The 21,937-nt window shown below is 72.1% G+C and carries 24 protein-coding genes; 6 read left to right on the forward strand and 18 right to left on the reverse strand.

Translation table 11 applies throughout. The features are described from left to right. Nucleotides 1-30: 30 nt before the first annotated feature. Both ACZ7N4_RS14110 and ACZ7N4_RS14115 read right to left on the reverse strand, forming a co-directional pair. Nucleotides 31-330, reverse strand: a complete 300-nt coding sequence (locus ACZ7N4_RS14110; protein ID WP_471357822.1) for an STAS domain-containing protein — start codon at nt 328-330, stop codon at nt 31-33. Next, nucleotides 330-4,310, reverse strand: a complete 3,981-nt coding sequence (locus ACZ7N4_RS14115) for a SpoIIE family protein phosphatase (RefSeq protein WP_471358023.1) — start codon at nt 4,308-4,310, stop codon at nt 330-332. Before ACZ7N4_RS14115 ends, ACZ7N4_RS14110 begins: the two co-directional genes overlap by 1 nt. 575 nt (nt 4,311-4,885) lie before the next feature. Here ACZ7N4_RS14115 and ACZ7N4_RS14120 point away from each other — a divergent pair. Further along, a complete protein-coding gene (locus tag ACZ7N4_RS14120; RefSeq protein WP_471357823.1) occupies nt 4,886-5,251 on the forward strand; it encodes an STAS domain-containing protein in 366 nt (121 codons plus the stop codon). Nucleotides 5,252-5,563: 312 nt separating this feature from the next. Here the strand turns inward: ACZ7N4_RS14120 and ACZ7N4_RS14125 are convergent, their stop codons facing one another. Both ACZ7N4_RS14125 and ACZ7N4_RS14130 read right to left on the reverse strand, forming a co-directional pair. Beyond that, nucleotides 5,564-5,812 (reverse strand): hypothetical protein, encoded by a 249-nt coding sequence (locus ACZ7N4_RS14125; protein WP_471357825.1) that lies wholly within the window; start codon nt 5,810-5,812, stop codon nt 5,564-5,566. Nucleotides 5,813-5,912: 100 nt separating this feature from the next. Further along, nucleotides 5,913-6,278: a holo-ACP synthase gene (locus ACZ7N4_RS14130; protein WP_471358027.1), complete on the reverse strand. Its 366-nt coding sequence runs from the start codon at nt 6,276-6,278 to the stop codon at nt 5,913-5,915. A 491-nt stretch (nt 6,279-6,769) separates the two neighbouring features. Between ACZ7N4_RS14130 and ACZ7N4_RS14135 the strand changes: the two genes are divergently transcribed. Then, nucleotides 6,770-8,551, forward strand: coding sequence for an AfsR/SARP family transcriptional regulator (locus ACZ7N4_RS14135; RefSeq protein ID WP_471357827.1), 1,782 nt, complete (start codon nt 6,770-6,772; stop codon nt 8,549-8,551). Nucleotides 8,552-8,634: 83 nt separating this feature from the next. Here the strand turns inward: ACZ7N4_RS14135 and asnB are convergent, their stop codons facing one another. Continuing rightward, complete coding sequence (gene asnB, locus ACZ7N4_RS14140; protein ID WP_471357829.1) at nt 8,635-10,515, reverse strand: asparagine synthase (glutamine-hydrolyzing); 1,881 nt, start codon at nt 10,513-10,515, stop codon at nt 8,635-8,637. A 95-nt stretch (nt 10,516-10,610) separates the two neighbouring features. Next, nucleotides 10,611-11,033 (reverse strand): DUF6069 family protein, encoded by a 423-nt coding sequence (locus ACZ7N4_RS14145; protein WP_471357831.1) that lies wholly within the window; start codon nt 11,031-11,033, stop codon nt 10,611-10,613. A 125-nt stretch (nt 11,034-11,158) separates the two neighbouring features. Here ACZ7N4_RS14145 and ACZ7N4_RS14150 point away from each other — a divergent pair, with 125 nt between their 5' ends. Both ACZ7N4_RS14150 and ACZ7N4_RS14155 read left to right on the forward strand, forming a co-directional pair. Further along, nucleotides 11,159-11,662, forward strand: coding sequence for a MarR family winged helix-turn-helix transcriptional regulator (locus ACZ7N4_RS14150; RefSeq protein WP_471357834.1), 504 nt, complete (start codon nt 11,159-11,161; stop codon nt 11,660-11,662). Nucleotides 11,663-11,765: 103 nt separating this feature from the next. Further along, complete coding sequence (locus ACZ7N4_RS14155) at nt 11,766-12,767, forward strand: beta-ketoacyl-ACP synthase 3 (RefSeq protein WP_471357836.1); 1,002 nt, start codon at nt 11,766-11,768, stop codon at nt 12,765-12,767. Between the two features lie 109 nt (nt 12,768-12,876). Here the strand turns inward: ACZ7N4_RS14155 and ACZ7N4_RS14160 are convergent, their stop codons facing one another. The 5 genes from ACZ7N4_RS14160 to ACZ7N4_RS14180 all read right to left on the reverse strand — a co-directional run bounded on the left by ACZ7N4_RS14160 (nt 12,877) and on the right by ACZ7N4_RS14180 (nt 15,911). After that, on the reverse strand, nt 12,877-13,197 hold the full coding sequence (locus ACZ7N4_RS14160) for an antibiotic biosynthesis monooxygenase family protein (RefSeq protein ID WP_471357839.1): 321 nt from the start codon (nt 13,195-13,197) through the stop codon (nt 12,877-12,879). Continuing rightward, complete coding sequence (locus tag ACZ7N4_RS14165; RefSeq protein WP_471357841.1) at nt 13,194-13,505, reverse strand: antibiotic biosynthesis monooxygenase family protein; 312 nt, start codon at nt 13,503-13,505, stop codon at nt 13,194-13,196. Before ACZ7N4_RS14165 ends, ACZ7N4_RS14160 begins: the two co-directional genes overlap by 4 nt. A 1-nt stretch (nt 13,506) precedes the next feature. Further along, nucleotides 13,507-14,256 carry an SDR family NAD(P)-dependent oxidoreductase gene (locus ACZ7N4_RS14170; RefSeq protein ID WP_471357844.1) on the reverse strand — a complete coding sequence of 250 codons (750 nt, stop codon included), beginning with the start codon at nt 14,254-14,256 and terminating at the stop codon, nt 13,507-13,509. Between the two features lie 83 nt (nt 14,257-14,339). Then, nucleotides 14,340-15,389: a methyltransferase gene (locus ACZ7N4_RS14175; RefSeq protein WP_471358030.1), complete on the reverse strand. Its 1,050-nt coding sequence runs from the start codon at nt 15,387-15,389 to the stop codon at nt 14,340-14,342. Nucleotides 15,390-15,464: 75 nt separating this feature from the next. After that, nucleotides 15,465-15,911, reverse strand: a complete 447-nt coding sequence (locus tag ACZ7N4_RS14180) for an anthrone oxygenase family protein (RefSeq protein ID WP_471357847.1) — start codon at nt 15,909-15,911, stop codon at nt 15,465-15,467. Between the two features lie 233 nt (nt 15,912-16,144). Here ACZ7N4_RS14180 and ACZ7N4_RS14185 point away from each other — a divergent pair, with 233 nt between their 5' ends. Both ACZ7N4_RS14185 and ACZ7N4_RS14190 read left to right on the forward strand, forming a co-directional pair. Next, nucleotides 16,145-16,594 carry an anthrone oxygenase family protein gene (locus ACZ7N4_RS14185; protein ID WP_471357848.1) on the forward strand — a complete coding sequence of 150 codons (450 nt, stop codon included), beginning with the start codon at nt 16,145-16,147 and terminating at the stop codon, nt 16,592-16,594. Between the two features lie 16 nt (nt 16,595-16,610). Next, nucleotides 16,611-17,351, forward strand: a complete 741-nt coding sequence (locus ACZ7N4_RS14190) for a SchA/CurD-like domain-containing protein (protein WP_471357851.1) — start codon at nt 16,611-16,613, stop codon at nt 17,349-17,351. Nucleotides 17,352-17,450: 99 nt separating this feature from the next. Here ACZ7N4_RS14190 and ACZ7N4_RS14195 read toward each other — a convergent pair whose 3' ends face one another. From ACZ7N4_RS14195 to ACZ7N4_RS14225, 7 genes are read right to left on the reverse strand one after another with little or no spacing between them, the layout of a single operon-like run. Then, nucleotides 17,451-17,885, reverse strand: a complete 435-nt coding sequence (locus ACZ7N4_RS14195) for an SCP2 sterol-binding domain-containing protein (RefSeq protein WP_471357854.1) — start codon at nt 17,883-17,885, stop codon at nt 17,451-17,453. Continuing rightward, nucleotides 17,882-18,226 (reverse strand): antibiotic biosynthesis monooxygenase family protein, encoded by a 345-nt coding sequence (locus ACZ7N4_RS14200; RefSeq protein ID WP_471357857.1) that lies wholly within the window; start codon nt 18,224-18,226, stop codon nt 17,882-17,884. The genes ACZ7N4_RS14195 and ACZ7N4_RS14200 overlap by 4 nt, the downstream gene beginning before the upstream one ends. Beyond that, on the reverse strand, nt 18,223-18,693 hold the full coding sequence (locus ACZ7N4_RS14205; RefSeq protein ID WP_471358033.1) for an SRPBCC family protein: 471 nt from the start codon (nt 18,691-18,693) through the stop codon (nt 18,223-18,225). Before ACZ7N4_RS14205 ends, ACZ7N4_RS14200 begins: the two co-directional genes overlap by 4 nt. After that, nucleotides 18,690-18,944 (reverse strand): acyl carrier protein, encoded by a 255-nt coding sequence (locus ACZ7N4_RS14210; protein WP_471357859.1) that lies wholly within the window; start codon nt 18,942-18,944, stop codon nt 18,690-18,692. Before ACZ7N4_RS14210 ends, ACZ7N4_RS14205 begins: the two co-directional genes overlap by 4 nt. A gap of 52 nt (nt 18,945-18,996) precedes the next feature. After that, nucleotides 18,997-20,208 (reverse strand): ketosynthase chain-length factor, encoded by a 1,212-nt coding sequence (locus ACZ7N4_RS14215; protein ID WP_471357861.1) that lies wholly within the window; start codon nt 20,206-20,208, stop codon nt 18,997-18,999. Then, nucleotides 20,205-21,470, reverse strand: a complete 1,266-nt coding sequence (locus ACZ7N4_RS14220) for a beta-ketoacyl-[acyl-carrier-protein] synthase family protein (protein WP_471357863.1) — start codon at nt 21,468-21,470, stop codon at nt 20,205-20,207. Before ACZ7N4_RS14220 ends, ACZ7N4_RS14215 begins: the two co-directional genes overlap by 4 nt. Further along, nucleotides 21,467-21,892, reverse strand: a complete 426-nt coding sequence (locus ACZ7N4_RS14225) for a cupin domain-containing protein (RefSeq protein WP_471357866.1) — start codon at nt 21,890-21,892, stop codon at nt 21,467-21,469. Before ACZ7N4_RS14225 ends, ACZ7N4_RS14220 begins: the two co-directional genes overlap by 4 nt. Between the last annotated feature and the right edge of the window lie 45 nt (nt 21,893-21,937).

The raw sequence follows: 21,937 nt of genomic DNA on the forward strand, positions 1-21,937 counted from the left end.
AGCCGGACGGGGGCCGCAGGACTCGTCGTGTCACCGCTCACCGCCCAGGCAGCGGACGGAGGCGAGTCCGACGAGGCCCGACACGGTGAGGACGGGCTCCAGCAGGGGCGTGACGATGAGTTCCAGCCGTTCGGCATGGGCGAAGAACACGCTCAGGCCCGCGCTGTCGAGGTACTCCACCTCGGTCAGGTCCACGACGACGGGTCCGGGACGCGCGGCGAGGGCCTCGGCCAGCGAGTCGGCGTTGCTCATGTCGATCTCCCCGCGCACCGCGAGCCGGTGAGTGCCGTCCGGCCCCCGCTCGGGGGTGAGGGTGAGGGGGGTGGTCATCAGGCGATCCTCATCTGCATGTCGACGGTGGTGCCGGAGGGGCCGGGAGTGATGGTGACCTGCTGCATCATGGCGCGCATGAGGGCCACGCCCCGGCCGCGGTGGGCGTTGAGCTCCGGCTGCGGGGTCTTCCACCGGCCGCTGTCGGCGACGGTCAGGCGCAGGTTGTCGACGAAGGCTTCGGCGCGCAGCCGCACGACTTCTCCCGGGGTGTGCCGGTGACCGTGCTCGATGGCGTTGGCGCACGCCTCCCCTGCGGCCACGAGGATGTTCTGGACCGTGTTGGGCGGCAGGTCGCACTGGTCGAGCCAGCTGCGCAGTGCCTTGCGGACCGGCGCGAGCTGCGACGACTCGGCCGGGAACGACACCTCCAGGGGCGCCGGATGGCGGTACAGCAGCAGCGCCACGTCGTCGTCGTAGCCGCCGGCCGGCGCGAGCCGGGCCATCACCTGGCTCGCGAGGTCGTCGATCGGGTCGTCCCGGCCCTCCTGGACGGCTTCGCTCGCCTGGTCGATCCCGACGCTGAGCGGACGGCGGCGGCGTTCCACGAGCCCGTCGGTGTACAGCAGCAGCGTGGCGCGCGCGGGCAGGGTGCACGCGGCCTCCGGGCGCTGCCTGCCCGGCCGTACGGCCAGCGGGAGGGAGCGCCCTTCGTCCAGCAGCCGGGTGGTGCCGTCGGGGTCCGCGACGATGCCGGGCGGGTGTCCGGCACTGGAGTAGGTGAGTTCGCCGGTGCGGGAGTCGAGAACGCCGCAGAAGACGGTGGTGCACAGGGCGCCGGGTACGCTCGCGGCGAACTGGTCGAGGGCCATCAGCGTCTGGGACGGGCTGGAGTCCTGCAGCAGCAGCGCGCGGCAGGCGCTGCGCAGCTGCCCCATGACGCTGGCCGCTTCCAGACCACGGCCGACGCAGTCGCCGACGACGATGCCGGTCCGTCCGTCCGGCAGGGCCACGGTGTCGTACCAGTCACCACCCACCTCGAGCGGGCGGGTGGCGGGCTCGTACCGCACGGCGAAGCCGTCGGGAAGCCGGGCCGGGCCCAGGATGGCGCGCTGCAGCGCGATCGCGGTCTCCCGCTGCTGGTCGATCTGGTGCGCCCGCACCAGGCCCTGGGCGAGGTGCCCGGCCAGCAACGACAGCAGCAGCTGGTCCTCGGAGGTGAAGGGCCGGTGTTCTCCCAGGTCGACCCACAGGACCAGGGGGCCGTCGGGGTGTTCCAGCAGGATGCCGGCGCCCGTGTCGTCGGCCACCGGGGTCAGCGGTGACCGGCGGCGGAGTCCGGCGAGCGCCTCCCGGCGTTCCGCGGGCAGGTCCTCCCAGCGCAGGCCGGCCTCCGTGGCCGTGAAGGCCGGTACGTCACCGCGCCCGAACACGGCGGCCAGCACGCTCCGCGCGCGCCACAGGTCCCTGAGTTCGTCCAGGGCACCGGTCAGCGCCTCGGTCAGGCTGGCCGCCCGGGACAGCGACGTGCTCAGCGCCGCCAGCGCGGTCTCGCGTTGGACGGCGTAGTGCTCGGCGGTGACGTCGCGGAAGGTTCCGACGGTGACCCGGCGTCCGGTGTCCGGATCTTCGGCCTTGTTCCAGGTGGCGGCAATCCACAGCCGGTGCCCGTCCCGGTGGGTGACGGGCACCGTGTGGTTGCCCTGATCGCGTCCGAGCAGTTCGGCGAAGGCGTCGCCGACCTGCCGGTGTGCCTCCGGATCGGCGGCGGCGTCCGGCCACCACGGGTGGATCGGGGCATAGGGGAGGTCCTCGGGACCGTAGCCGAGGATGTCGGTGAAGGCGGCGTTGATCTCCACGACGGCCCCGGACTCGTCGCAGACGAAGAACGCCTCCTGGAGGGAGTCGATGAGCGCTGTCCGCCACCGCAGGTGATGGCTGCGCAGCCGGGCCAGCTCGACGTTGGCGCGCACCCGGGCCAGGAACTCGGCGGCGGCGAACGGCTTGACCAGATAGTCGTCGGCTCCCGCCCGCAGTCCCTCGATCGACGCCTCCTGACCGGCCCGGGCCGACAGCAGCAGCACGGGCACCGCGGCCGTCCGCGTGTCACCGCGCAGTCTCGCCACCAGTTCCAGCCCGTCGAGCCGTGGCATCATCACGTCGCTGACGACCAGGTCGGGTGTGTCGCGGCGGATGTGGTGGAGGGCCTCGACGCCGTCGGTGACGGCGGTCACGTCGTATCCCGCCGCGGCGAGGATGCGCGTGAGGTACTCGCGCATGTCCGCGTTGTCGTCGGCGACCAGCACCCGGGCGCTGACCGTGAGCCCGGAGCCGGGCGGGGCCGCGTCGGCCTCGGCCGCCACCACCCCGTCCCCGGCCACCGCGCCGCCGTCGCTGTACGGCAGCCAGCGCAGGGCCTCCTGGACGTAGGGGTCCGCGGTGACCGAGGCGACGGTGCTGCCCGCTTCGGCCACCACGGAACCGGGGGGCAGGTGGGCGGTGCCGAACGGGATCCGGATGGTGAAGGTGGTGCCTTCGCCCTCGGTGCTGTCGGCGGTGATCTCTCCGCCGTGCAGGTGCACGAGTTCCTGCACGAGGGCCAGGCCGATGCCGCTGCCCTCGTTCGACCGGGAGCGGGCGTTCTCAATGCGGTGGAAGCGTTCGAACAGCCGGGGCATCTCCGCCTCGGGCACACCGATACCGCTGTCGGCGACGGTGATCACGGCGTGGGTGTCCGCCCGCCGCACGCGCACCCGGATGACGCCGTCGAAGGTGAACTTCAGCGCGTTGCTGAGGAGATTGAGGATCACCTTCTCCCACATGCCGCGGTCGACGCACACGGGCTCGTCCAGGGGCGGGCAGTCCACGTCGAAGACGAGCCCGGCCCTCTCGACGGCCGAGCGGAAGACGCTGGCCAGTTCGCTGGTCACTCCGGCCAGGTCGACCGGCTCGTAGCGGGCCTGCATCCGCCCGGCCTCGATCCGGGAGAAGTCCAGCAGCGTGTTGACCAGCTTGCCCAGACGCAGGCCGTTGCGGTGGATGACGTCGAGCTCCTGCCGCGCCTGCCCGTCGCTGTCGCCGAGCCGGGTGCGCAGTTCCTCGACGGGTCCCATGATCAGGCTCAGCGGCGTGCGGAACTCGTGGCTGATGTTGGAGAAGAAGGCGGTCTTGGCCCGGTCCAGTTCGGCGAGTTCCTCCGCACGTCGCTGCTGCGCCTCGTAGCTGCGGGCGCTGCCGATGCCCGAGGCGATGTGGCCCGCGGTCAGTTCGACGAAACCGCGGTACCCCTGGTCCAGGGCCCGGTACCGGTTGAGGCCCGCGACGAGGAAGCCGAACGGCGCACTGCCCTGCTGCAGCAAGGGGACCACGAGCGCCTGGACGGGCGGTTCGGGCCAGTCGCCGGCGGGCAGCCCGGCGAAGGTGTCGCCGGTGAGCGCTACGAGGGCCGACTCGCCCCCGGCCAGATCCGCGGTCGGCCACACACCGTCGTTGTCGTCGGCCGGGAGGGTGGCCGGTGCGGCGGGATGTCCGGCGGGGACACCGGTGGCGCCGGCCAGCCGGGCGGCGTCGCCGTCGAACAGGTAGGTCAGCGTGAAGGGCAGGTCCTGCCGGTTGCGGGCCAGCTGCCGGTCCGCGAAGGCCAGGACCTCCTGTTCGGTGCGGATCACGCTCGGGTCGGAGCCCAGGTCCCGCAGCGTGGCCATGCGCCGCTCGCCGATCACCCTGTCGGTGTCCTCGCTGACCACGCACAGCATGCCCACGACGTCACCGGCGTCGTCCCGCAGCGGACTGTAGGAGAACGTGTGGTACGTCTCCTCGCTGTAACCGGACCGCTCCAAGAAGAGCAGCAGTCCCTCGTCCCAGGTCGCCTCACCCGTACGGAGCACGGTGTCGATGCGCGGGCCGATGTCGTCCCAGATCTCCGCCCACACCTCGTTCGCGGGACGCCCCAGCGCCCACGGGTACTTGCGGCCGAGCGTGTCGCGCCGGTAGGCGGCATTGCAGAAGAAGGTCAGCTGCTCGCCCCAGGCCATCCACATCGGGAACCGGGAGGACAGCAGGATGCTGACCGCGGTCTGCAGGCTCTGCGGCCAGTCCCCCGGCTTTCCGAGGGGTGTGGCCGTCCAGTCCACCTCGGCGAGGTCCCTGCCGACCTCGCGGTCGGCGGTGAACACGTCGGCGGCCGTCCCCGGCCTGCGTTCACCCTCGTCGGAACATGCCACGCGACACCCTTCCCCTCATACCGGCCCACCCCTGTGACCCTCACCCGCATCCCGCACGCCCGCCGGCGGCCCGGCCCGCGCGCCCATGACTGTCTCTGCCCCTGGACCGCCTCCCGACGCCGACGAACGCCTCCTCCGCACTCACACGGGTGACGGCCTGCCACGCTCCGGTCCGCATTGTCCCAGACCTCGGGAACAGATGATCCATACGGCAGGACCCGCGTATTCCCGGGACGGCAGGCGCGGCCTCACAGGATAATCCAGGCGGGCGGGCGAGGCCGGGGGGGTAGCGTGGGGCGACGGATGCAGCGACGGTGGCACGCTCCTCGCGGGCACGTCCGCCCGCCGGATCCACCGGCCCGTCGTGGCCGACTTGCCGTTGAGGAGACCTGGTGAAGGACACAGAGGGCACTCTCGCGATCAGCACGCACTCCTCGTCGGCGGGACTCGTCGTCCTGCGCCTGGCCGGGGACCTGGACCACTACACGGGCCCCGGCTTCCGGCAGGCCGTCGAGGACGTGCTCCGCGACCCCTGCGCGGGCATCGTCGCCGATCTGTCGGAACTGGAGTACTGCGACTCCACGGGGATGACCTCGATCATCACGGCCTACCGTCTGGCCCGGGCCGCGGGGTCTTCCTTCGCGGTTGCGGCGCTCAGCCCGGCCATGGCTCAGCTCTTCCGCGTGGCGGGGCTCGACCAGGTCCTCGTGCTGCACTCCAGCGTGCGGGAGGCCGTCGACGCGTCGGGCCGGCCGTGAGCCGCGCTTCACGACGGACCGCGCCACCGGTGCGGCCGGGGCGTCGCCGGTGACCCCAGGCCGCTCCCGCGACACGCACCGTCACCTGGTCCGGGCGGTGGGTTCGCGGCGCGGCGCACCCGATCGCACGGCTCCGCGTCCGCGCGGCGCCACCGGTGGTACGGCGCACCGGTAGTACGCGGAGGAGGGTCCCCTCGGCCTGCCGGATCCGGCCGCGCGGACAGGCCTGCCGGATCCGGCCGCGCCCAGCCCTCGGGGCACACCGGGGCGACAGCGCGTTCGTCCGCCTGCGGGTTTCGGTCGTGGAGGGTCTCAGAAGCGCTCGATGAGCTGGTTCCAGGCATGGCGTTCGGCGGGGGTGAGGAGTGCGTCGGTGTGCGCGTACGCCGTTCCCCGGCCGGGGGTGGGGAAGTCCGGTTCCGGCTCGCACGGGTGTCGTCCGGCGCCCAGCAGCGCCGCGAGGTCGGTGGGCGGCATCGCGCCGTGGTAGGCGCCGAGGGCGAACAGGCCCTCGACGGCGGTGCTCCAGACGCTGCGCAGCAGGCGGCGGACCCGGTGCATGGTGGGGCCTCCGGGGGCAGGGGCGGTGGACGGGGGAACAGGTCGGACGGGTACGGCGAGGCGTCGTCGCGCCGGGTGGCCGGGGGCCGCGACCGGCGGCCTACGCCGCGGCCACGACCATCGCGGAGGCGATGTCGCCGTCGTGGGTGAGCGAGACGTGCCACGCCCCCACACCCCGGTCGCGCGCGGCCCGCAGGACGGTGCCGCGGACGTGCACGACCGGCTCGCCGGCCGGGCCGGTGCGGATCTCGGCGTCGTGCCAGCGCAGTCCGCCGGGACTGCCGAGGGCCTTGGCGATGGCCTCCTTGGCCGCGAAGCGTGCCACCAGGGACGCCGGAGAACGCGGGGCGCCGCTCGGGAGGAGGCGTTCCGTGGGGGTGAACAGCCGCTCACCGAGGTCCGGATGGCGTTCCAGGGCACGGGTGAACCGGCTGACCACGGCGATGTCGATGCCGATCCCGACGATCCTCGGCGGGCGGCGGGGCGGAACGGGAACCACCCGATCCGGCCCCGGGACCAGCCGGGACAGGCACCGCCCGACGAAGGGCAAGAACTCACCAACCAAACCTTTACCCACCGCGCCGCTGACAGGATCAGTTCGCATGGGGGGAGCATGCCTGCGCCGACTCGACCCTCGCTTGAGAGACCGGGTTGCCAGGAGAGCGCCCGTCCTGCAAAGTTTCTCCCGTATTTGGCATGTATATGCTAGAATCACACACTTGCTTTACCGATACGTACGCCCTTGAAGTGCAACGGAGCCACCGCGCAGACCACCGGCCGGGGAAACAGATGTGTGCTGGCCGCAGACATATGCCTAGGTCGAGCTCAGCTCAAGCGTGCGTCGAGCCAGGCACAGCACCCTCACGAACGCATTGCATCCAGCCTGCAAGTACTACACGGGGAGGGCTAGTGCTTCAGATAGAGCTGCTTGGAACTCTGCAGGTCAGAAACGGCGATGTGAACGTCACCCCCAGCGCTCCGAAGGTCCGCCAGGTCCTCGCCCTGCTGGCACTTCGAGCCAACACCACCGTGCCCCCGCACCTGCTCATGGAAGAGCTCTGGGAGGAGCACCCCCCGACCAGCGCGGCGACGACGCTGCAGACGTACATCTACCAGCTGCGCAAGCTGCCCGGTCTGTGCGCGCAGAGACAGGACGACACGGCCGGCACCGGCGCTCTGCTGACCACACCCGGCGGCTATCGCCTGCTGCTGCCGTCCGAGTCGCTGGACGCACAGCGCTTCTGCGCACTCGCCACCCTCGGACGGCAGGCCATGGAGAGAGGGGAGGTCGCCGAATCCGCCGACCTCCTCAAGCGGGCCCTCGCCGTCTGGCGGGGGCCCGCTCTGGATGACCTGTCCCCCGGCCCCGTCATCGGTATCGACGTGCTGCGACTGCAGGAACAGCGGTACGAGGCGCTGGAGGGCCGGATCGACGCCGATCTGCAGATGGGCCGGCACCATCACCTCATCAGCGAGCTGACCGCGCTCACGGCGGACAACCCGACCCGGGAGAGCCTGCACACCAAGCTGATGCTCTGCCTCTACCGCGCGGGTCGCCGTTCGGACGCGCTGGACGTCTTCCAGCGGATCAGGGAGACCCTCGTCCGGGAGCTGGGGCTGGAACCGTGCTCCGCACTGCAGCGGCTGCACCAGCGCGTGCTGGCCGGCGACGCCGCCCTCGACCTTCCCGGAGGGCAGATCCTGGTGTCCGGCGGCTCCCCCAGCACGCCTCCCGTCACCATGCCCCCGGCTCCGCGGCTGATCGGCAGGGACACCGAACTCCGGTGCGCCGAACGGCTGTTGGGTCAAGGGAGGCGGGCGGGGAACACACCGGGCTGCGTCGCCGTGGCCGGGCCTCCCGGCGTGGGAGCGACGGCCTTCGCCGTCCACCTCGCCCACCGCCTCGCCGACGCGTTCCCCGACGGCAGGCTGTACACGTCGCTGAACGGTCCGGACGACGTCTCCGGCGTCCACTCGGCACTCGCCGACCTGCTGGAGGCCGCCGGACTGGAGCGCGCCAAGCTGCCGTTCCGCGTCGACGACCAGGCCCGCGTGTTCAAGGAGTGGACCGCCGGCCGCAAGGTGCTCGTCGTCGTGGACAACGTGGCGGCCGCCGAGCAGATCACCCCGCTACTGCCCGCCGACAGCGGTTCCGCCCTGGTCGTGGTGGGCCACCGGCGGCTGCACGGCAACCAGTTGACAGGGCACGTAAACCTGCGCCCGATCGACCGCCGGCACTCCCTCGAACTCCTGCGGGCCGCCCGTGCCGAGCACCCGCTCGGTGACGAGGCCGAGTTCGACGTCCTGCTGGACCTGCTCGGCGACCTGCCCGGCCCCCTGACCGACGCGGCGGGCCTGCTGATGCGCCGACCGCACTGGTCCGCCAAACAGCTGGCCGACTGGCTGTGCCGGGACCGGGGCCCGGTCATGCCGTGGCCGCACGCCTACCCCTTCCACCCGGTCAGCCGGCGCTGCGCGCAGCTGGTGCCCGAGCTCCGGGACGCGCTGGCCGTCATCGCGGGGGAGCCCGCGGAGAGCCTGACCGTCGAGCACGCGGCCGTGGTGCTCGACAGGAACGCGGACGACACCGAGGAACTCCTGGAGGAACTCACGGAGTTCTTCCTCCTGGAGGTCGAGGTGACCACCGACGCCTCCTCCACGCGGCCCTTCCAGTACCGCCTGCCCCCGCTGGTGCGGGCCGCGCTGCGCCCCGGGCTGGTGCGCACCCTGGTTGCCTGAGCTTGCTGCCGCGGAGTGCGGCTCCGAGCGGTGCCGCACGGTTCAGAGGGGCCTCTGAACCGTGCGACGCGGCCGTCACGCGGTCACAGGTCGACGCCGTCGCCGAGTCCCCGCAGCCAGGTGTCGACCTGCAGCACCATCTCCACGTTCATGCGGTGCAGCCAGTCCTGGCCGGCGGCTTCGCCCTCCCGTACGACCCGGTGGGCCGCCTCCAGGTCCAGCAGGGCCCGGACCGGTGCCTCGCGGTCGGCGAGCACCTCGGCGAACTCCTGGTGCAGGGCCTTGGTGTAGGTCACGTCCTGACTGACCGGGAAGGGTGCCTTCGGGCGCTCCAGGACCTTCTCCGGCAGCAGGTCGCGGACCGCCGCGCGCAGCAGGCTCTTCTCCCGTCCGTCGAAGGTCTTCATCTCCCAGGGGATGTTGTACGCGTACTGCACGAGCCGGTGGTCGCAGAACGGGACCCGCACTTCCAGACCGGAGATCATGCTGAGCCGGTCGTTGCGGTCCAGCAGCCGGGGCAGCCAGTGCGTGAGGTGCAGGTGGCACACCTCACGGGCGCGACGGCTCTCCTCGCTCTCCCCCGGCAGCCGGGGGATCTCCGCCATGGCCTGCGCGTAGCGCTCCGCGTAGTAGCCGTCCATGTCCAGCCGGGCCTTGAACGCCGGGGACAGCAGGCCCTGGCCAAGGCCCCGCCGGGTGCCCGGGTGCCACTGCTCGAAGGCGACCCACGGGAACTTCTCCTCGTCGGCCAGTGAGGGGATGTGCACCCAGTTGTAGCCGCCGAATATCTCGTCGGCGCTCTCTCCGGTGAGGGCCACCGTGGACCGCCGCCGGGCCGCGGCGAAGGCCTGGAAGGTCGAGGTGTCCATGTCGCCGAACGGGGCGGGCACGTCCTGTGCCCGCAGGACGGCGCGGCGGGCGGTGGGGTCGACGAGGTCCGCCGTGGTGAGCTCGATCTCCACGTGGTCGGCGCCGATGTGCTCGGCGACCGCCCGGGCGTACGGCGCGTCCGGTGCGCTGCGGACCAGGTCGGGCTGGAAGTTGTCGCTGTAGCCGCCGTAGGTCACGGTGGTGGTGCGCACCGGTGAGCCGCTGCCCGCCAGGGCGCGGGCGGCGAGCGCCGCGACGGCGCTGGAGTCCAGTCCGCCGGAGAGCATCACGCTCAGCGGGACGTCCGAGACCAGTTCGCGTGCGACGCTGTCCTCCAGGAGTTCGCGCACCCGGCCGACGGTGGTGTCCAGGTCGTCCTCGTGCGGGCGGGCCTCCAGGCTCCAGTAGCGGCGCAGCGAGATCCCGGCGGGCCCGTAGGTGAGGGTGTGGGCGGGCGGCAGGTCCACGAGGTCGCGGTAGACGTTCTCGCCGGGCGCCCGGGCCATCGAGAACAGCACCCGCAGCCCGTCGAGGTCGACGGTGCCGCGCACGTCCGGGTGGGCCAGGACCGTCTTCGGCTCGGAGCCGAAGACGAGCCCGCCGGCGGTGCGGGCGTAGCACAGCGGCTTGATGCCGAAGCGGTCGCGGGCGAGCAGCAGCGTCCGGCTCCGGGTGTCCCAGACCGCGAACGCGAACATGCCGTGCAGGCGCTCGACGCAGCGCTCGCCCCACTCCAGGTAGCCGCGCAGCACCACTTCCGTGTCGCTGCGGGTGCGGAAGCGGTGGCCGCGGCCGGCCAGCTCCGTGCGCAGTTCCCGGAAGTTGTACACCTCGCCGGAGTAGGCGAGCGCGACCGTGTGCCGCTCGCCCCCGCCGGGCTCCGTACCGTCACCGTGCCCGCCGGTCATCGGCTGACGGCCGCCGGTCAGGTCGATGATGGCCAGCCGGGTCTGGACGAAGGTGGTGTGCGCGTCCGACCACACCCCCTGGTCGTCGGGTCCCCGGCAGGCCATCGTTCCCGCCAGGGTCTCGGCGAGTCCGGGCACCCTGCCCGGCCGGCCGTCCGCGACGGTCCAGCCCGCGATGCCGCACATGGGAGTTCTCCCTCCGTGGCGTATGAGATCACTGCTCCCAAGCTCCCGCCCGGCACTCGAATCCGGTTGGAGCGGCGGTGGACAGGGCCGGGCCGTCAGGCCGTACGGGCGTCGCGGCGGAAGGCGGGGATCACCACGGCGCCCACGCCCAGGTGCAGCAGGACCAGGGAGACCCGGTTGCCCGCCGACAGCCCCTCGGCGAACAGCGGCGCGAAGAGCGACAGGACCAGCACGCCCACGGCCACCCGGGTCCAGACGGTGCGCGCCCGGGCGGAGCGCCGTTCGAGCAGGGCGAGCAGGCACCAGCCGAGCAGGGCCACCACGCCGGCGGTGACGGCCGCGGTGGGCAGGGTGAGTTCCCTGGTCCCGCTGGAGCCCGGGCCCTCCGGGGTGCGCAGCTCGACGCCGAAGACGGAGTCGGCGAGGAGCCAGACGAGGACGGCGACGACGATCGCGGCGAGCGTCGCCAGGGCGCGCGCACCGGCCGCACCCCGGCCGACCTCGGAAGATGTGGACATGACAACACTCCCCGTTCACGAGAGAGGGCACGAATAACATGTTGCTGACAAACATATGCTATCAGCATTCAATTGACCCACGCCAGGGGATGCCTCGTGGACTTATGTGCGGTTAGCCTTCAACCGTGACGAAAAACGACACCCTTCTCACCGGCGCGCACATCGATCCGGCCGTACTCGACACCGTCGAGCGGGCGATGGTGCGCATCCGACGCCGGCAGTCCCGCGGCAGCCTGGCCCGCCCCACCGTCCAGGGCATGACCCAGCCGGTGGAACTGCCGACGCTCTCCGTCATCGACGCCGTCGACGCGGGCGGCGGCGAGCACGGCGGGGACGTCACCGTGGGAGTCGTCGCCGACCGCCTCGCCATCGACCCCTCGCGGGCCAGCCGGATCGTCGCCGACGCGGTGAAGTCCGGTTACGTACGGCGCGTCGCCTCCCAGGAGGACGGCCGGCGCAGCTGCCTGGAGCTGACCGAGGCCGGCCGCGAGGCGGTCGAGGCCGCCCACCGCACCCGGCAGCGCTTCTACGCCGAGGTGCTGGGCGACTGGGACCCCGAGGAACAGGCCGAACTCGCCCGGCTGCTCGGCAAGTTCGTGGACTCCCTCGACAGGGCCCGGCGTTCCTGAGCGTCGCCCCCACCGCTGTCCACCGCCCTTCGAGCCTGCTTCGAGCCCGCCCGGCGACCGTTTTTCCGCCCGGGGCCCACTCGTACGCAGTGAGAGGACAGCCATGACAGCGATCCGTGACACAGGGGTGCTGCGCCACAGCCGACTCCTCGGAGTCGGCGCCTACCGCCCGGAACAGTCCGTGCCGAACGAGGTCGTCGCCGAGCGGACCGGTCTCGACCCCGGCTGGATCGAGCGCCGGTCCGGCATCCGGTCGCGCCGCTACGCCTCCGCCGCCGAGACACTGCCCATGATGGCCGTGTCCGCGGCCGACAAGGCGCTCGCCGCGGCGGGCGTCGCCCCGGACGAGCTCGACCTGGTCATCGTCGCCACCATCACCTCCATGGAGCAGATGCCCGCGGCCGCCGTCGAGGTCGCCCACCGCCTCGGCGCCACGCGGGCCGCCGCGTTCGACGTCTCCGCCGCCTGCGCCGGGTTCTGCCACGCCGTGGCACTCGCCAGTGACCTCGTCCGCCTGGGCAGGGCCGAGCGCGCCCTCGTCATCGGCGCCGAGCGGATGACGGACATCCTCGACCACTCCGACCGCGACACCGCCTTCCTCTTCGCCGACGGCGCCGGCGCGGTCGTGATCGGCCCCTCCCGGGAACCCGGCATCGGCCCCGTGGTCTGGAACGCGGACGGCTCGCGCAACGCGGCCCTGAAGATGAGCGCCCCCTGGCACGACGGAACCGGTGAACGGCCCGGGGAGCGGCCCGTCATCACCATGTCGGGCTGGAAGGTGTACCGCTGGGCCACGACGGAACTCGTCCCCGCCACCCGGCGCATGCTCGACCTGGCCGGCGTCACCGTGGACCAGCTCGACGCGTTCATCCCGCACCAGGCCAACATGCTGATCACCGACCACGTCGTCGAACAGCTCGGACTGCCGGAACACACCGCCGTCGCCCGGGACATCGTCCACAGCGGCAACAGCTCCGCGGCCTCCATCCCGCTGGCCATGGACGAACTGCTGTCCAGCGGCAAGGCGCCGAGCGGGGGCCTGGCCCTGCTCGTCGGCTTCGGGGCGGGACTGGTCTACGCGGGCCAGGTCGTGCGCCTGCCCTGAACGCCTCCTGCGCACACGGCAGTCGGCGGCCCCTCGACGTTCCCACACACGGCGGTGCCCGGGAAGACCCTCGCGTCCTCCCGGGCACCGCCGTCCCGTCCCGCGCCCGTCAGTGCCGTGCGGCGACCTCCAGCAGAGCGAAGGGCAGTGACCGCTCCCGGTCCTGGTAGGGACGCAGCGGGGAGGTCGTGCCCCGGTGCGCGGAGCCCGACTCCCACCGGCGGAAGGCGTCCAGGCTCTCCCACTCGCTCAGCACGGCCCACCCGCCGGGCTCGGTCAGACTGCGCAGCAGCTCGTTGCCCAGCAGACCCGGGGTCGCCGACAGGTCCTCGCTGATGCGGTGATAGGCGTCCTCGATCTCCGGCGCGTCCGTCTCCCCGCCCCGCAGGTACAGCATGACGCGCACCCGGCCCGCGCGTCCGGCCGTCACGAGCCCCTCACCAGGTGCATCATCGCCAGCGAGCCGCCGGCCCGGAACGGGTGGAGCTTCTCGCGGTGCGCGATGTGCTCCGGGCTCCGCTCGAAGGCGAGGAAGGAGTCCCGGTCCGTCCAGTCGCTGACCACGAAGTAGACCGGCTCCTCCTGGGCGCCGCGGGCCAGCGTGTGGCCGAGGTTGCCGCTCTGCGCGGTGACCTCCTTGCTGCCCTCCTCCCAAACCTTCTCGAACTCCGCCTCGGTGCCCGGTTTCACCTGCACGGTGAGCAGCACCCGGAAGGTGCCCGCCTGTGCGGACGCCATCTCAGACACCCCCGTCGACGTGCAGGGTCTCGCCGTTGACGTACGACGACAGGCCGCTCGCCAGGAAGAGCACCGCACCGGCGATCTCCTCGGGCCGGCCGAACCTGCCCAGCGCCATCATGCGCAGGTAGCGCTCGTTGTACTGGGCCCGCTGCTCCTCCGACAGTTCGTCGGGCTCGGAGGTGTCGATGACGCCGGGGGCGACCACGTTGAACCGGATCCCCTTGCCGCCGAGTTCCTTGCACAGGCTGCGGGTCAGGCCGACGAGGCCCGCCTTCGACGCCGTGTAGTGGCTGCGCAGCGGGATGCCGGCCATCGCGCCGCGGGAGCCCACGTTGATCACCGACGATCCGGAGCGCAGCAGCGGCAGCGCCTTGCCGATCACCATGAACGGGCCGGTCAGGTTGGTCGCGATGACCCGCTCCCACTCCTCGACGGGCAGTTCGGCGAAGGGGATGTGGCTGATCACACCCGCGTTGTTGACCAGCACGTCGAGGCTGTCGAAGCGGTCGCGCACCTCCCGCAGGAGCTGCTCGACCCCCTCCCGCTGCCCCACGTCGGCCTTCACCACCGCGTGGTCGCCGCCGATCTCCTTCAGTTCGCGGGTGAGGCGTTCCACCGCCTCGCCGTCCTGCCGGTAGCAGGTCACCACCTGGGCGCCGGCCCGGGCCAGCGAGAGCACGATGGCCCGCCCGATGCCCCTGGTGCCGCCGGTGACCAGCGCCTTCTTTCCCGCCAGTTGCAGATCCACGTCTTCCTCCGTCACTCGTCGGGGATGTCCGTCACTCGTCGGGGATGTGCGTCACTCGTCGTGGTTGTCGTGCGCCGGCCGGTTCAGCCGGTGCCGGCCGGGCGGCACTCCAGCACCGCCCAGCGGCCGGGTACGGGGTCGTTCACGAGCTCCAGCCCGGCCGCCGCCAGCAGTGCGCGCCACTGCTCCTCGTCGCGCTCGCGGCCGCCGAAGCGCAGCATCATGTCCAGGTCGAGCAGCTTGCCGCGGTCCCACCGGCCGGCCGGCCCCACCAGGAACTCGCAGACCAGCAGCCGTCCGTCGGGCCGGCCCGCCAGCGCCTCGCGGATCCGGCCGAGGATGCGGACGGCGTGTTCGTCGTCCCAGTCGTGCAGGACGGCCTTGAGGACGTAGGCGTCCGCCCCGGGCGGCAGCGCCTCGAAGAAGTCCCCGGCCACCACCTCCGCGCGGTCGGCGACGCCCGCCGCCTCGAGCAGCTTGCCGGCCTCCTCCACCACGGCGGGCCGGTCGACGAGCGTGCCGGTGCTGCCGGGGTGGCGTTTGAGGACCTCGGCCAGGAAGTAGCCGTGGCCGCCGCCCACGTCGGTGATGCGGGGGAAGCGCCCGAAGTCGAAGCCGTCCAGCAGCATCGCGGTCGTGGCCCGGCTCATGCCGGTCATGGCCCGGTCGAACAGGGCGCCCGTCCGCGGGTTCTGCTCCAGGTGCGCGAAGAAGCTGTGCCCGAAGACGTCCTCGAAGGCGGGCTCGCCGGTGCGCACGGTGTGGATGAGCCGGCCGTACGAGCGCCACATCACGTCGTCGCCGTTGTAGAGCACCATGTCCCGTTGGCTGCCGGGGACGTCGGAGCGCAGCGCCTGGCTGAGCTCCGTCAACCCGTACCGCCCGTCGGGTGCCTCCTCGAACAGGCCGAAGGCCGCGGCCACGCGAAGCACCCGGCCGAGGCTGTCGGCGTGGGTGCCGGTGCGCGCGGCGAGCGTGGGGACGTCGAGCGGGCCGTCCGCCAGTTCGTCGGCGACGCCGAGCTCGGCGACCACGTGCAGTACGCGGGAGATCCGCGTGCCGTCGGTGAGCAGCAGCAGCCGCACATGGGGCGGCAGCGCCCCTGCCATCGGCGGGCCGACCACGCCGGTCATTGCGTCCACAGGGTTCTCCTGGTTCTTCCGGGGACTGGGATGGGTGAGGGGCCGTCAGGCGGGACTGGCGGGGGATCACATCAGAGTGGCGGCCGCGACGACGTTGACGACCAGCGCCGACACGGCCAGCGCACCGCGCACGCGGTTCCAGCGGATCCAGCGCTCGCGCGGGTCGCGCGCGGCGAAGTCGGCCGGCAGTCGCCGGGCGTCGAGGGTCGACAGCCAGCGGTTGATGGGGACGTTCTTGGTGAGCGACACCGTCATGGCGCTCACGAGGAGCACCGCCGCCAGCGCCGCGAGCACGCGGACGGCCGCGTCACCGCCGGGCAGGGCCGCCAGGGCCACGTCGCACAGCAGGCAACTGAGCAGCGACACCGGCATGAACGGGTCGAAGCGGGTCACGAGGCCCTGGTGGACCGGCACGTACATGCTGGTGGGCAGGGTCGTGAAGAGCGGGGCGGCGAGCACCGAGATCGACAGGCCGCCCGCCGCGAGACCACCGGCGAACAAGGCCAGGGGCATCAGAACGTGCGTGGGCTGCAACGTGGTCACCTCCGACGTGGCCGCCGCCCGGCGCGGCGAACTGGTGCCACGACTGTCGGAGCCGCCGGTCGAAGAGGACTCGACCGCGGCTCGACGCGCGGCGGTGCCGGACCCCGGCGGGGATTCGTTGAGTGCCGCTCCACGGCGCATCGAGCCGGGCGGGCCAGGGTGACGGTCGACCTACCCACTGCCGTTCGGAGTCGTGATGCCGCGTGATTGCTGAACAAGTGCTCGCCGGGACGGTGCTCGTCGGGACGGGCACCGTCACCGGGATCTTCGTGGCGGTGGCGGTGAGCGTCGCCCCGGCGATGGCGGCCATGGAACGCGCCGACTACCTGCGCGCCCATGCGCTGCTGGGCAAGGGCTACCACCCGCTGATGCCGATCCTGGTCAACGTCGTCACCCTCGGCGGATTCGCCCTGGCGTGGCTCGCCGAGCCGCCGGCCCGGTGGTTGTTCCCCCTGGCGTCGGTGCTGCTCATCGGGGTGCAGGCGGTTTCGCACCTCGGCAACGTCCCGATCAACCGGTCACTGGGCGCGTTCGCCGCCGACGGGCCCTGGCAGGATCCGCGGCCGCTGTGGCGCGCCTGGCACCGGCTGCGCACCGCCCTCGCGCTCCTCGCACTGCTCACCGACACCGTCGCGGTGCTCGCCACCCGCTGAAGAGGAAGGAAGCCGCATGCCACTGGACGCGATCACCTACCGCGTCAAGGCCGGTCACGAGGACCGGCTCATCGAGGTGTTCTCACCCCGTAACTTCACCCGGGTCGACTCGCCCGTCATCAAGGACGCCACCGGCCGGACGGTCGGGATGCTGCTCGGCACGGGACTGTTCGTGCAGGGCGAGATCCTGGTCAGAGTGATCCACCACGACGGTGTTCCCGCGGCGCAGATCGCCCGCCACATGTCGGTGCAGGGGGGCGTGCGCGAGGCCGAGCGGGCGATCCAGCCCTGGCTGACCGAGCCGCGCGACACCGAGACCGAACAGGGCTTCCGGGACCACTTCCACCGCAGCCTGATGCTCGTGCTGGAGCAGGACAGTCCCGACGAGCGGCCTGCGGCCGGCACGGTGGCGTTGCGCTATCCACTGCGTCCCGGGGCAGGCGCCGAACTCGCCGATGCCCGGGACGTCTCGGGCCGCGGCACACCGCTGCGGGTGTCCCCCGACCACCCGACGATCGTGCGCACGGCCCTGTTCCTGCAGCAGGACACGCTGGTGCGGGTGGTCCAGTACGACGGCCATCCGTACGACGTCGTCGGCTACCTGTCGGACCGGTGCCATGGTGAGAGGGCCGAGGCCTGGCTGGCGGACTACCTGCTCGATCCGAGCCGGCCCGTGGACCCGGACGCCTACCTGGTCCGCACGCACGAGCAGGCGATGACGTCCATCGCGCACATGTCGGTCCTCGGCGTGGAGTGAGACCGGGGCCGCTCTCGACGACGCGGCCTCACCGCACGCACGATGACGAAGCCGCCGCCGGATCCGGGACCCGGCGGCGGCTTCCGCTGTGGCGGTCGGTCAGATCTCGGGGTGGTCGAACCACTCCCCCAGCTTGGTGCCCATCAGGGGGCTGCCGCTCAGCTTGAGCTTCCCGGTCAGGAACGCCTTCGCGCCGGGCAGCTTGCCGACCCCCATGGCGATCATGTCGGGCAGCTTGATGCCGATGGTGATGTCGGGCGCCTCGTGCTGTCCCGCGCCGCAGTCGCAGGTGCCGTCCTCGACGTGCACCCAGTACGGCTTCCGGCCGGTGGAGGTGGCGACGTCGAACTGGAAGGTGCCCTTCTCGCCGCCGGCCTTCCCGGGGTTGAACTCCGAGACCAGCAGGTCGAACAGGAGCCGCAGGGTGGCGTCCACCCCGCCGGGGCGCTGGGCCACGGCCGCTTCCAGTTCCCTGGCCGGTGTCGACTCCACCAGGTCGATCAGGTCGGTCACGTCCTGCTGCTGTGTGGTCATGCCGTTCTCCCTGGTTGCTCGGCCGCGGCCGTCGCGGCGGGTGACAGGTGGTGCAGGGGCTCCAGCAGACGCATCTCGCCGGCGGTCCGCATCGGCCACAGCCGCTTCAGGTACGCCTGCTGCTCCGGGCTCCGCTCGAACGCCCGGAACGCCGGCTCGTCCGTCCAGTCCGTCAGCACGGTGTACACGCCCGGCCGGTCGACCTGGCGCAGGAGCTGCTGGCCGTGGTTGTGCGGGAACCGGCGCACGGTCTGGGCGTGGCTGCGCCACAGCTCCTCGAACTCGGCCTCGCGGCCGGCGCTGATCTCGATGCGCAGGGCGACCCGCAGTCCGGCCGTCACCGCTCCTCCCGTCCCCGGTCGGCGGCGGCCTTCTCGACGAGCTCCTTGATCCGGGCCATCTCCCTGCGGGTGTTGCGGTTGAGCCGCTCGGTCATCTCCGCGTCCCCGAACGGCAGCCCCGGCCGCACGGTGAACTCCTGCTGCCAGCGCATCTCGACGCCGTCCCCGGTCTGCCGGTACTGCCAGAACAGGTTCATGTGGGTGAAGGGGCCGGTCTCGATCCGGCGGGCCCGGACCGTGCGGGTGACCGGGTCGGGGGTGCGCTCGGAGACCCAGCTCCACACGTCGCCGTTGTCGTCGGGGCGCAGCGTGAGCCGGAAGCGGACGGTGTCGCCCTCCCGTTCCAGGATCTCGGCCGCCGCGTACTCCGAGAAGAGGTCCGGCCAGGACTCGACGTCGTTGGTCATCTCCCACACCAGGTCCAGGGGAGCGTCGATGACGACGGAGTTGTCGGTGGTGGCCATCAGACCGCCGCCAGACGTGCGTTGACGTAGTCCAGCACGGCCTGCGGCGAGTCCATCTCCTCGATGGCCTCGTCGGGGATCTTCAGTCCGTACTGCCGCTGGATCTGGCTGGCGATCTCCAGCACCGCGAGCGAGTCGTATCCGATCTCCGTGAAGGCCACGCCGAGCCGGCTCTCCTCCAGTTCCTCGGCCTCCCCCTCACCGACCGCGCTGGTCATGATCTGCTTCAGGTCGTCGAAGGTCATGCTGCTCATGGGTTCGCTACCTCCTGGACATGGGGTGCTGTGCAGGGCGTACGGGTGGTGGTCACGCGGAGCGCAGGACGACGGCGGCGTTGAACCCGCCGTAGCCGCGCGCCAGGACGAGCGCGGTGCGCAGGCGGGCGCGCCGGGGCCGGTCCGTCACCACGTCGAGGCGGTGCGCGGGGTCGGCGACCGTGTTGACGGCCGGCGGGATGATCTGGTCCCGCAGCGCCAGCACCGCGGCGGCCACGTCGAGCGGTGCGCCGCCGGCGTACAGGCGGCCCGTCATGGTCTTGGGGACGCTCACGGGGACGGTGCCGGGTCCGAACACGGTGTTGACGGCCTCGGCCTCCTGGCGGTCGAGCTCCGGCACCCCGTGGCCGTCGGCGAGGACGACGTCCACGTCGGCGGGCCGCAGCCCGGCGTCGGCGAGGGCCAGTTCGATCGCCCTGCGCAGGCCGGGCGGGCGGCCGGAGCCGGGGCGCGGGTCGAAGGTCGCGGCGTACCCGGCGACAAGCGCGTAGACCTGGGGGGCGGACCGGGCGCGGGCCTGGTCGAGGCTCTCCACCACCAGGATCGCCCCGCCCTCGCCGGGTACGTAGCCGCTCGCCTCGCGGTCGAAGGGCACGAACGCGCGGTCCGGGCGGTGCTGTTCGCTGAGCCGGCCGTTGGAGAGCTGGCAGGTCAGTCCGTACGGCGACAGGGAGGCGTCGGTGCCGCCGGACAGCACCACCCGCGTGCCCCGGGCGAGGACGCGCCGGGCCTGCGCGAGCACGTCCAGACCGCCGGCCTGCTCGGAGCAGAGCACGCCGCAGGGACCGCGCATGCCGTGCCGGATGGACAGCTGGCCGGTGGTGGCCGCGTAGAACCAGGCGATGGACATGTACGCGCCCACGGCCTGCGGGCCTTCGCTGTAGAGCTTCTGCAGCTCGCGCTGGCCGAACTCGACGCCGCCGGAGGAGTTGGCGGTGATCACCGCCAGGTCCAGGTCGGCGAACGCGCCGGTGTCCAGCGAGGCGTCGGCCAGCGCCTCGTTGGTGGCCGCGAAGGCGTACTGGGTCATGGCGTCCGTCTCGCTGATGAGCCGGGCGGGCGCGTGATCGGCCGGGTCGAAGCCGGTGACCTCGCCGGCGACCCGGGTCGGGTAGCGGCTCGCGTCGAACCGGCTGATGGTGTCGAGGCCGGACTTGCCGTCCAGGGTCGCCTGCCACCACGACTCGCGGTCCAGCCCGTTGGGGGCGACGACGCCGACACCGGTGATGACGGACGCGGTCATCCGATCCTCCTCGGGGACGTGAGCACCACCGCGCTCTGGAATCCGCCGAACCCGCTGCCGACGCTCAGCACGACGTCCAGCTCGGCCTCGCGCGCCGTCTGCGGCACGTAGTCGAGGTCACACTCGGGGTCGCGTTCCTCGTAGTTGGCGGTGGGCGGCACCGTGCCGCGGTCGATGGCGAGGGCGCTCGCGGCGATCTCGATCGAGCCGATGGAACCCAGCGAGTGCCCCACCATGGACTTGATGGAGCTGACCGGGATGCGGTAGGCGTGCTCGCCGAGGCTGCGCTTGTAGGCGGCGGTCTCGTGCCGGTCGTTCTGCCGGGTGCCCGAGCCGTGGGCGTTGCAGTAGTCGATCTCCTCCGGGTTGATCCGGGCCTCGTCGAGCGCGGCGGTGATGGCCTCGCCCATCTCCCGTCCGTCCGGCCGCAGTCCGGTCATGTGGTAGCCGTTGGCGCGCGCGGCGTACCCGGCGACCTCGCAGTAGATCCGGGCCCCGCGCCGGCGGGCGTGCTCCAGTTCCTCGATGACGAAGACCGCCGAACCCTCGCCGAGGACCAGGCCGTTGCGTCGCCGGTCGAACGGCTTGCAGGCGTGCTCCGGGTCGTCGTTGCTGGTGGAGGAGGCACGCAGGGTGTCGAAGCACGACACGGTGATCGGGTAGATCGGGGCGTCGGTGGCACCGGCGACCATCACGTCCGCCGCGCCCTCGCGGATCAGGTCGACGGCGTAGCCGACCGCGTCGATGCCCGCGCAGCACCCGGAACTGACGACGGTCGCCGGGCCCTCGGCACAGACGGCCCAGGCCACCTCCTTCGCGAGCGAGCTGGACATGACGTAGGAGTAGAGGTGCGGCTTCATGTACGACGGGTCGACCAGCCACTCGCGGCCGTTGTCGCTGACCGTCCGGTACTCCTGCTCCATGGAGATGGCGTTGCCGACGCCGTTGCCGATGCTCACCCCGATCCGGTGGGCGTTGTGGCCGTCCGGTGCGAACCCGCTGTCCGCCAGGGCCTCGCGGGCGGCGACCAGGGCGAACTGGCCGGCCCGGTCGGTGCGCCGGATCTCCTGGTAGGACAGTCCCTCCCGCTCGGGGTCGAAGTCGCACTCGGCGCCGATCCGGCTGCGGAACGGCGAGGGGTCGAAGAGGGTGATGCCCCGGGTCGCCGTCCGCCCCTTGACGATCATCTCCCAGAACGGTTCCCGTCCGGTCGGGCCCGGGGCGACGACCCCGATCCCGGTGATGACCGCACGGCCGCTCATCGCACGTCTCCCACTTCGGGGAGCGAGCCCTCGCCGGGCAGCGGCTCGCAGTCGACGTGGCCCATTTCCGGGCTGGGCGCGAGCGGCCCGAGGAAGAAGGTGACGAAGGCCTGCTCGGTGCCGTGGTTCTCGATGCGGTGCCGGACACCGATGGGCACCATGAAGGACTCGCCGGCGCCGAGTTCCAGTTCCCTGCCGTCGACCCGGAGCAGCAGCCGGCCCCGGACGACGTGGAAGAACTCCTCGGAGTAGGGGTGGTAGTGCTCGGAGACGTACTCGCCGGGCTCCAGCGTGCCGACGCCCATGAAACCGGAGGTGGCTCCGCAGGTCTTGGGGCTGAGCAGGACACGCAGGTCGCCTCCGCGCCTGCGGTTGGCCGGCACGTCGTTCACGGCGATCTTGATGGGGTCGAAGGTCTGCATAGGTGCTCCATGTGGGGACCGGGCAGCGGCGGAATGCGGTCGGGC

It is taken from the genome of Streptomyces sp. NPDC107654 (assembly GCF_055639035.1).

What these genes read in the sequence shown, in the direction of transcription:
- ACZ7N4_RS14110 (WP_471357822.1), bottom strand. Translation starts at nt 330, where the DNA reads ATGACCACCCCCCTCACCCTCACCCCCGAGCGGGGGCCGGACGGCACT.
- ACZ7N4_RS14115 (WP_471358023.1), bottom strand. Translation starts at nt 4,310, where the DNA reads ATGTGGATGGCCTGGGGCGAGCAGCTGACCTTCTTCTGCAATGCCGCC.
- ACZ7N4_RS14125 (WP_471357825.1), bottom strand. Translation starts at nt 5,812, where the DNA reads ATGCACCGGGTCCGCCGCCTGCTGCGCAGCGTCTGGAGCACCGCCGTC.
- asnB (WP_471357829.1), bottom strand. Translation starts at nt 10,515, where the DNA reads ATGTGCGGCATCGCGGGCTGGACCGTCGCGGACGGCCGGCCGGGCAGG.
- ACZ7N4_RS14145 (WP_471357831.1), bottom strand. Translation starts at nt 11,033, where the DNA reads ATGTCCACATCTTCCGAGGTCGGCCGGGGTGCGGCCGGTGCGCGCGCC.
- ACZ7N4_RS14155 (WP_471357836.1), top strand. Translation starts at nt 11,766, where the DNA reads ATGACAGCGATCCGTGACACAGGGGTGCTGCGCCACAGCCGACTCCTC.
- ACZ7N4_RS14165 (WP_471357841.1), bottom strand. Translation starts at nt 13,505, where the DNA reads ATGGCGTCCGCACAGGCGGGCACCTTCCGGGTGCTGCTCACCGTGCAG.
- ACZ7N4_RS14175 (WP_471358030.1), bottom strand. Translation starts at nt 15,389, where the DNA reads ATGACCGGCGTGGTCGGCCCGCCGATGGCAGGGGCGCTGCCGCCCCAT.
- ACZ7N4_RS14180 (WP_471357847.1), bottom strand. Translation starts at nt 15,911, where the DNA reads ATGCCCCTGGCCTTGTTCGCCGGTGGTCTCGCGGCGGGCGGCCTGTCG.
- ACZ7N4_RS14190 (WP_471357851.1), top strand. Translation starts at nt 16,611, where the DNA reads ATGCCACTGGACGCGATCACCTACCGCGTCAAGGCCGGTCACGAGGAC.
- ACZ7N4_RS14195 (WP_471357854.1), bottom strand. Translation starts at nt 17,885, where the DNA reads ATGACCACACAGCAGCAGGACGTGACCGACCTGATCGACCTGGTGGAG.
- ACZ7N4_RS14210 (WP_471357859.1), bottom strand. Translation starts at nt 18,944, where the DNA reads ATGAGCAGCATGACCTTCGACGACCTGAAGCAGATCATGACCAGCGCG.
- ACZ7N4_RS14215 (WP_471357861.1), bottom strand. Translation starts at nt 20,208, where the DNA reads ATGACCGCGTCCGTCATCACCGGTGTCGGCGTCGTCGCCCCCAACGGG.
- ACZ7N4_RS14220 (WP_471357863.1), bottom strand. Translation starts at nt 21,470, where the DNA reads ATGAGCGGCCGTGCGGTCATCACCGGGATCGGGGTCGTCGCCCCGGGC.
- ACZ7N4_RS14225 (WP_471357866.1), bottom strand. Translation starts at nt 21,892, where the DNA reads ATGCAGACCTTCGACCCCATCAAGATCGCCGTGAACGACGTGCCGGCC.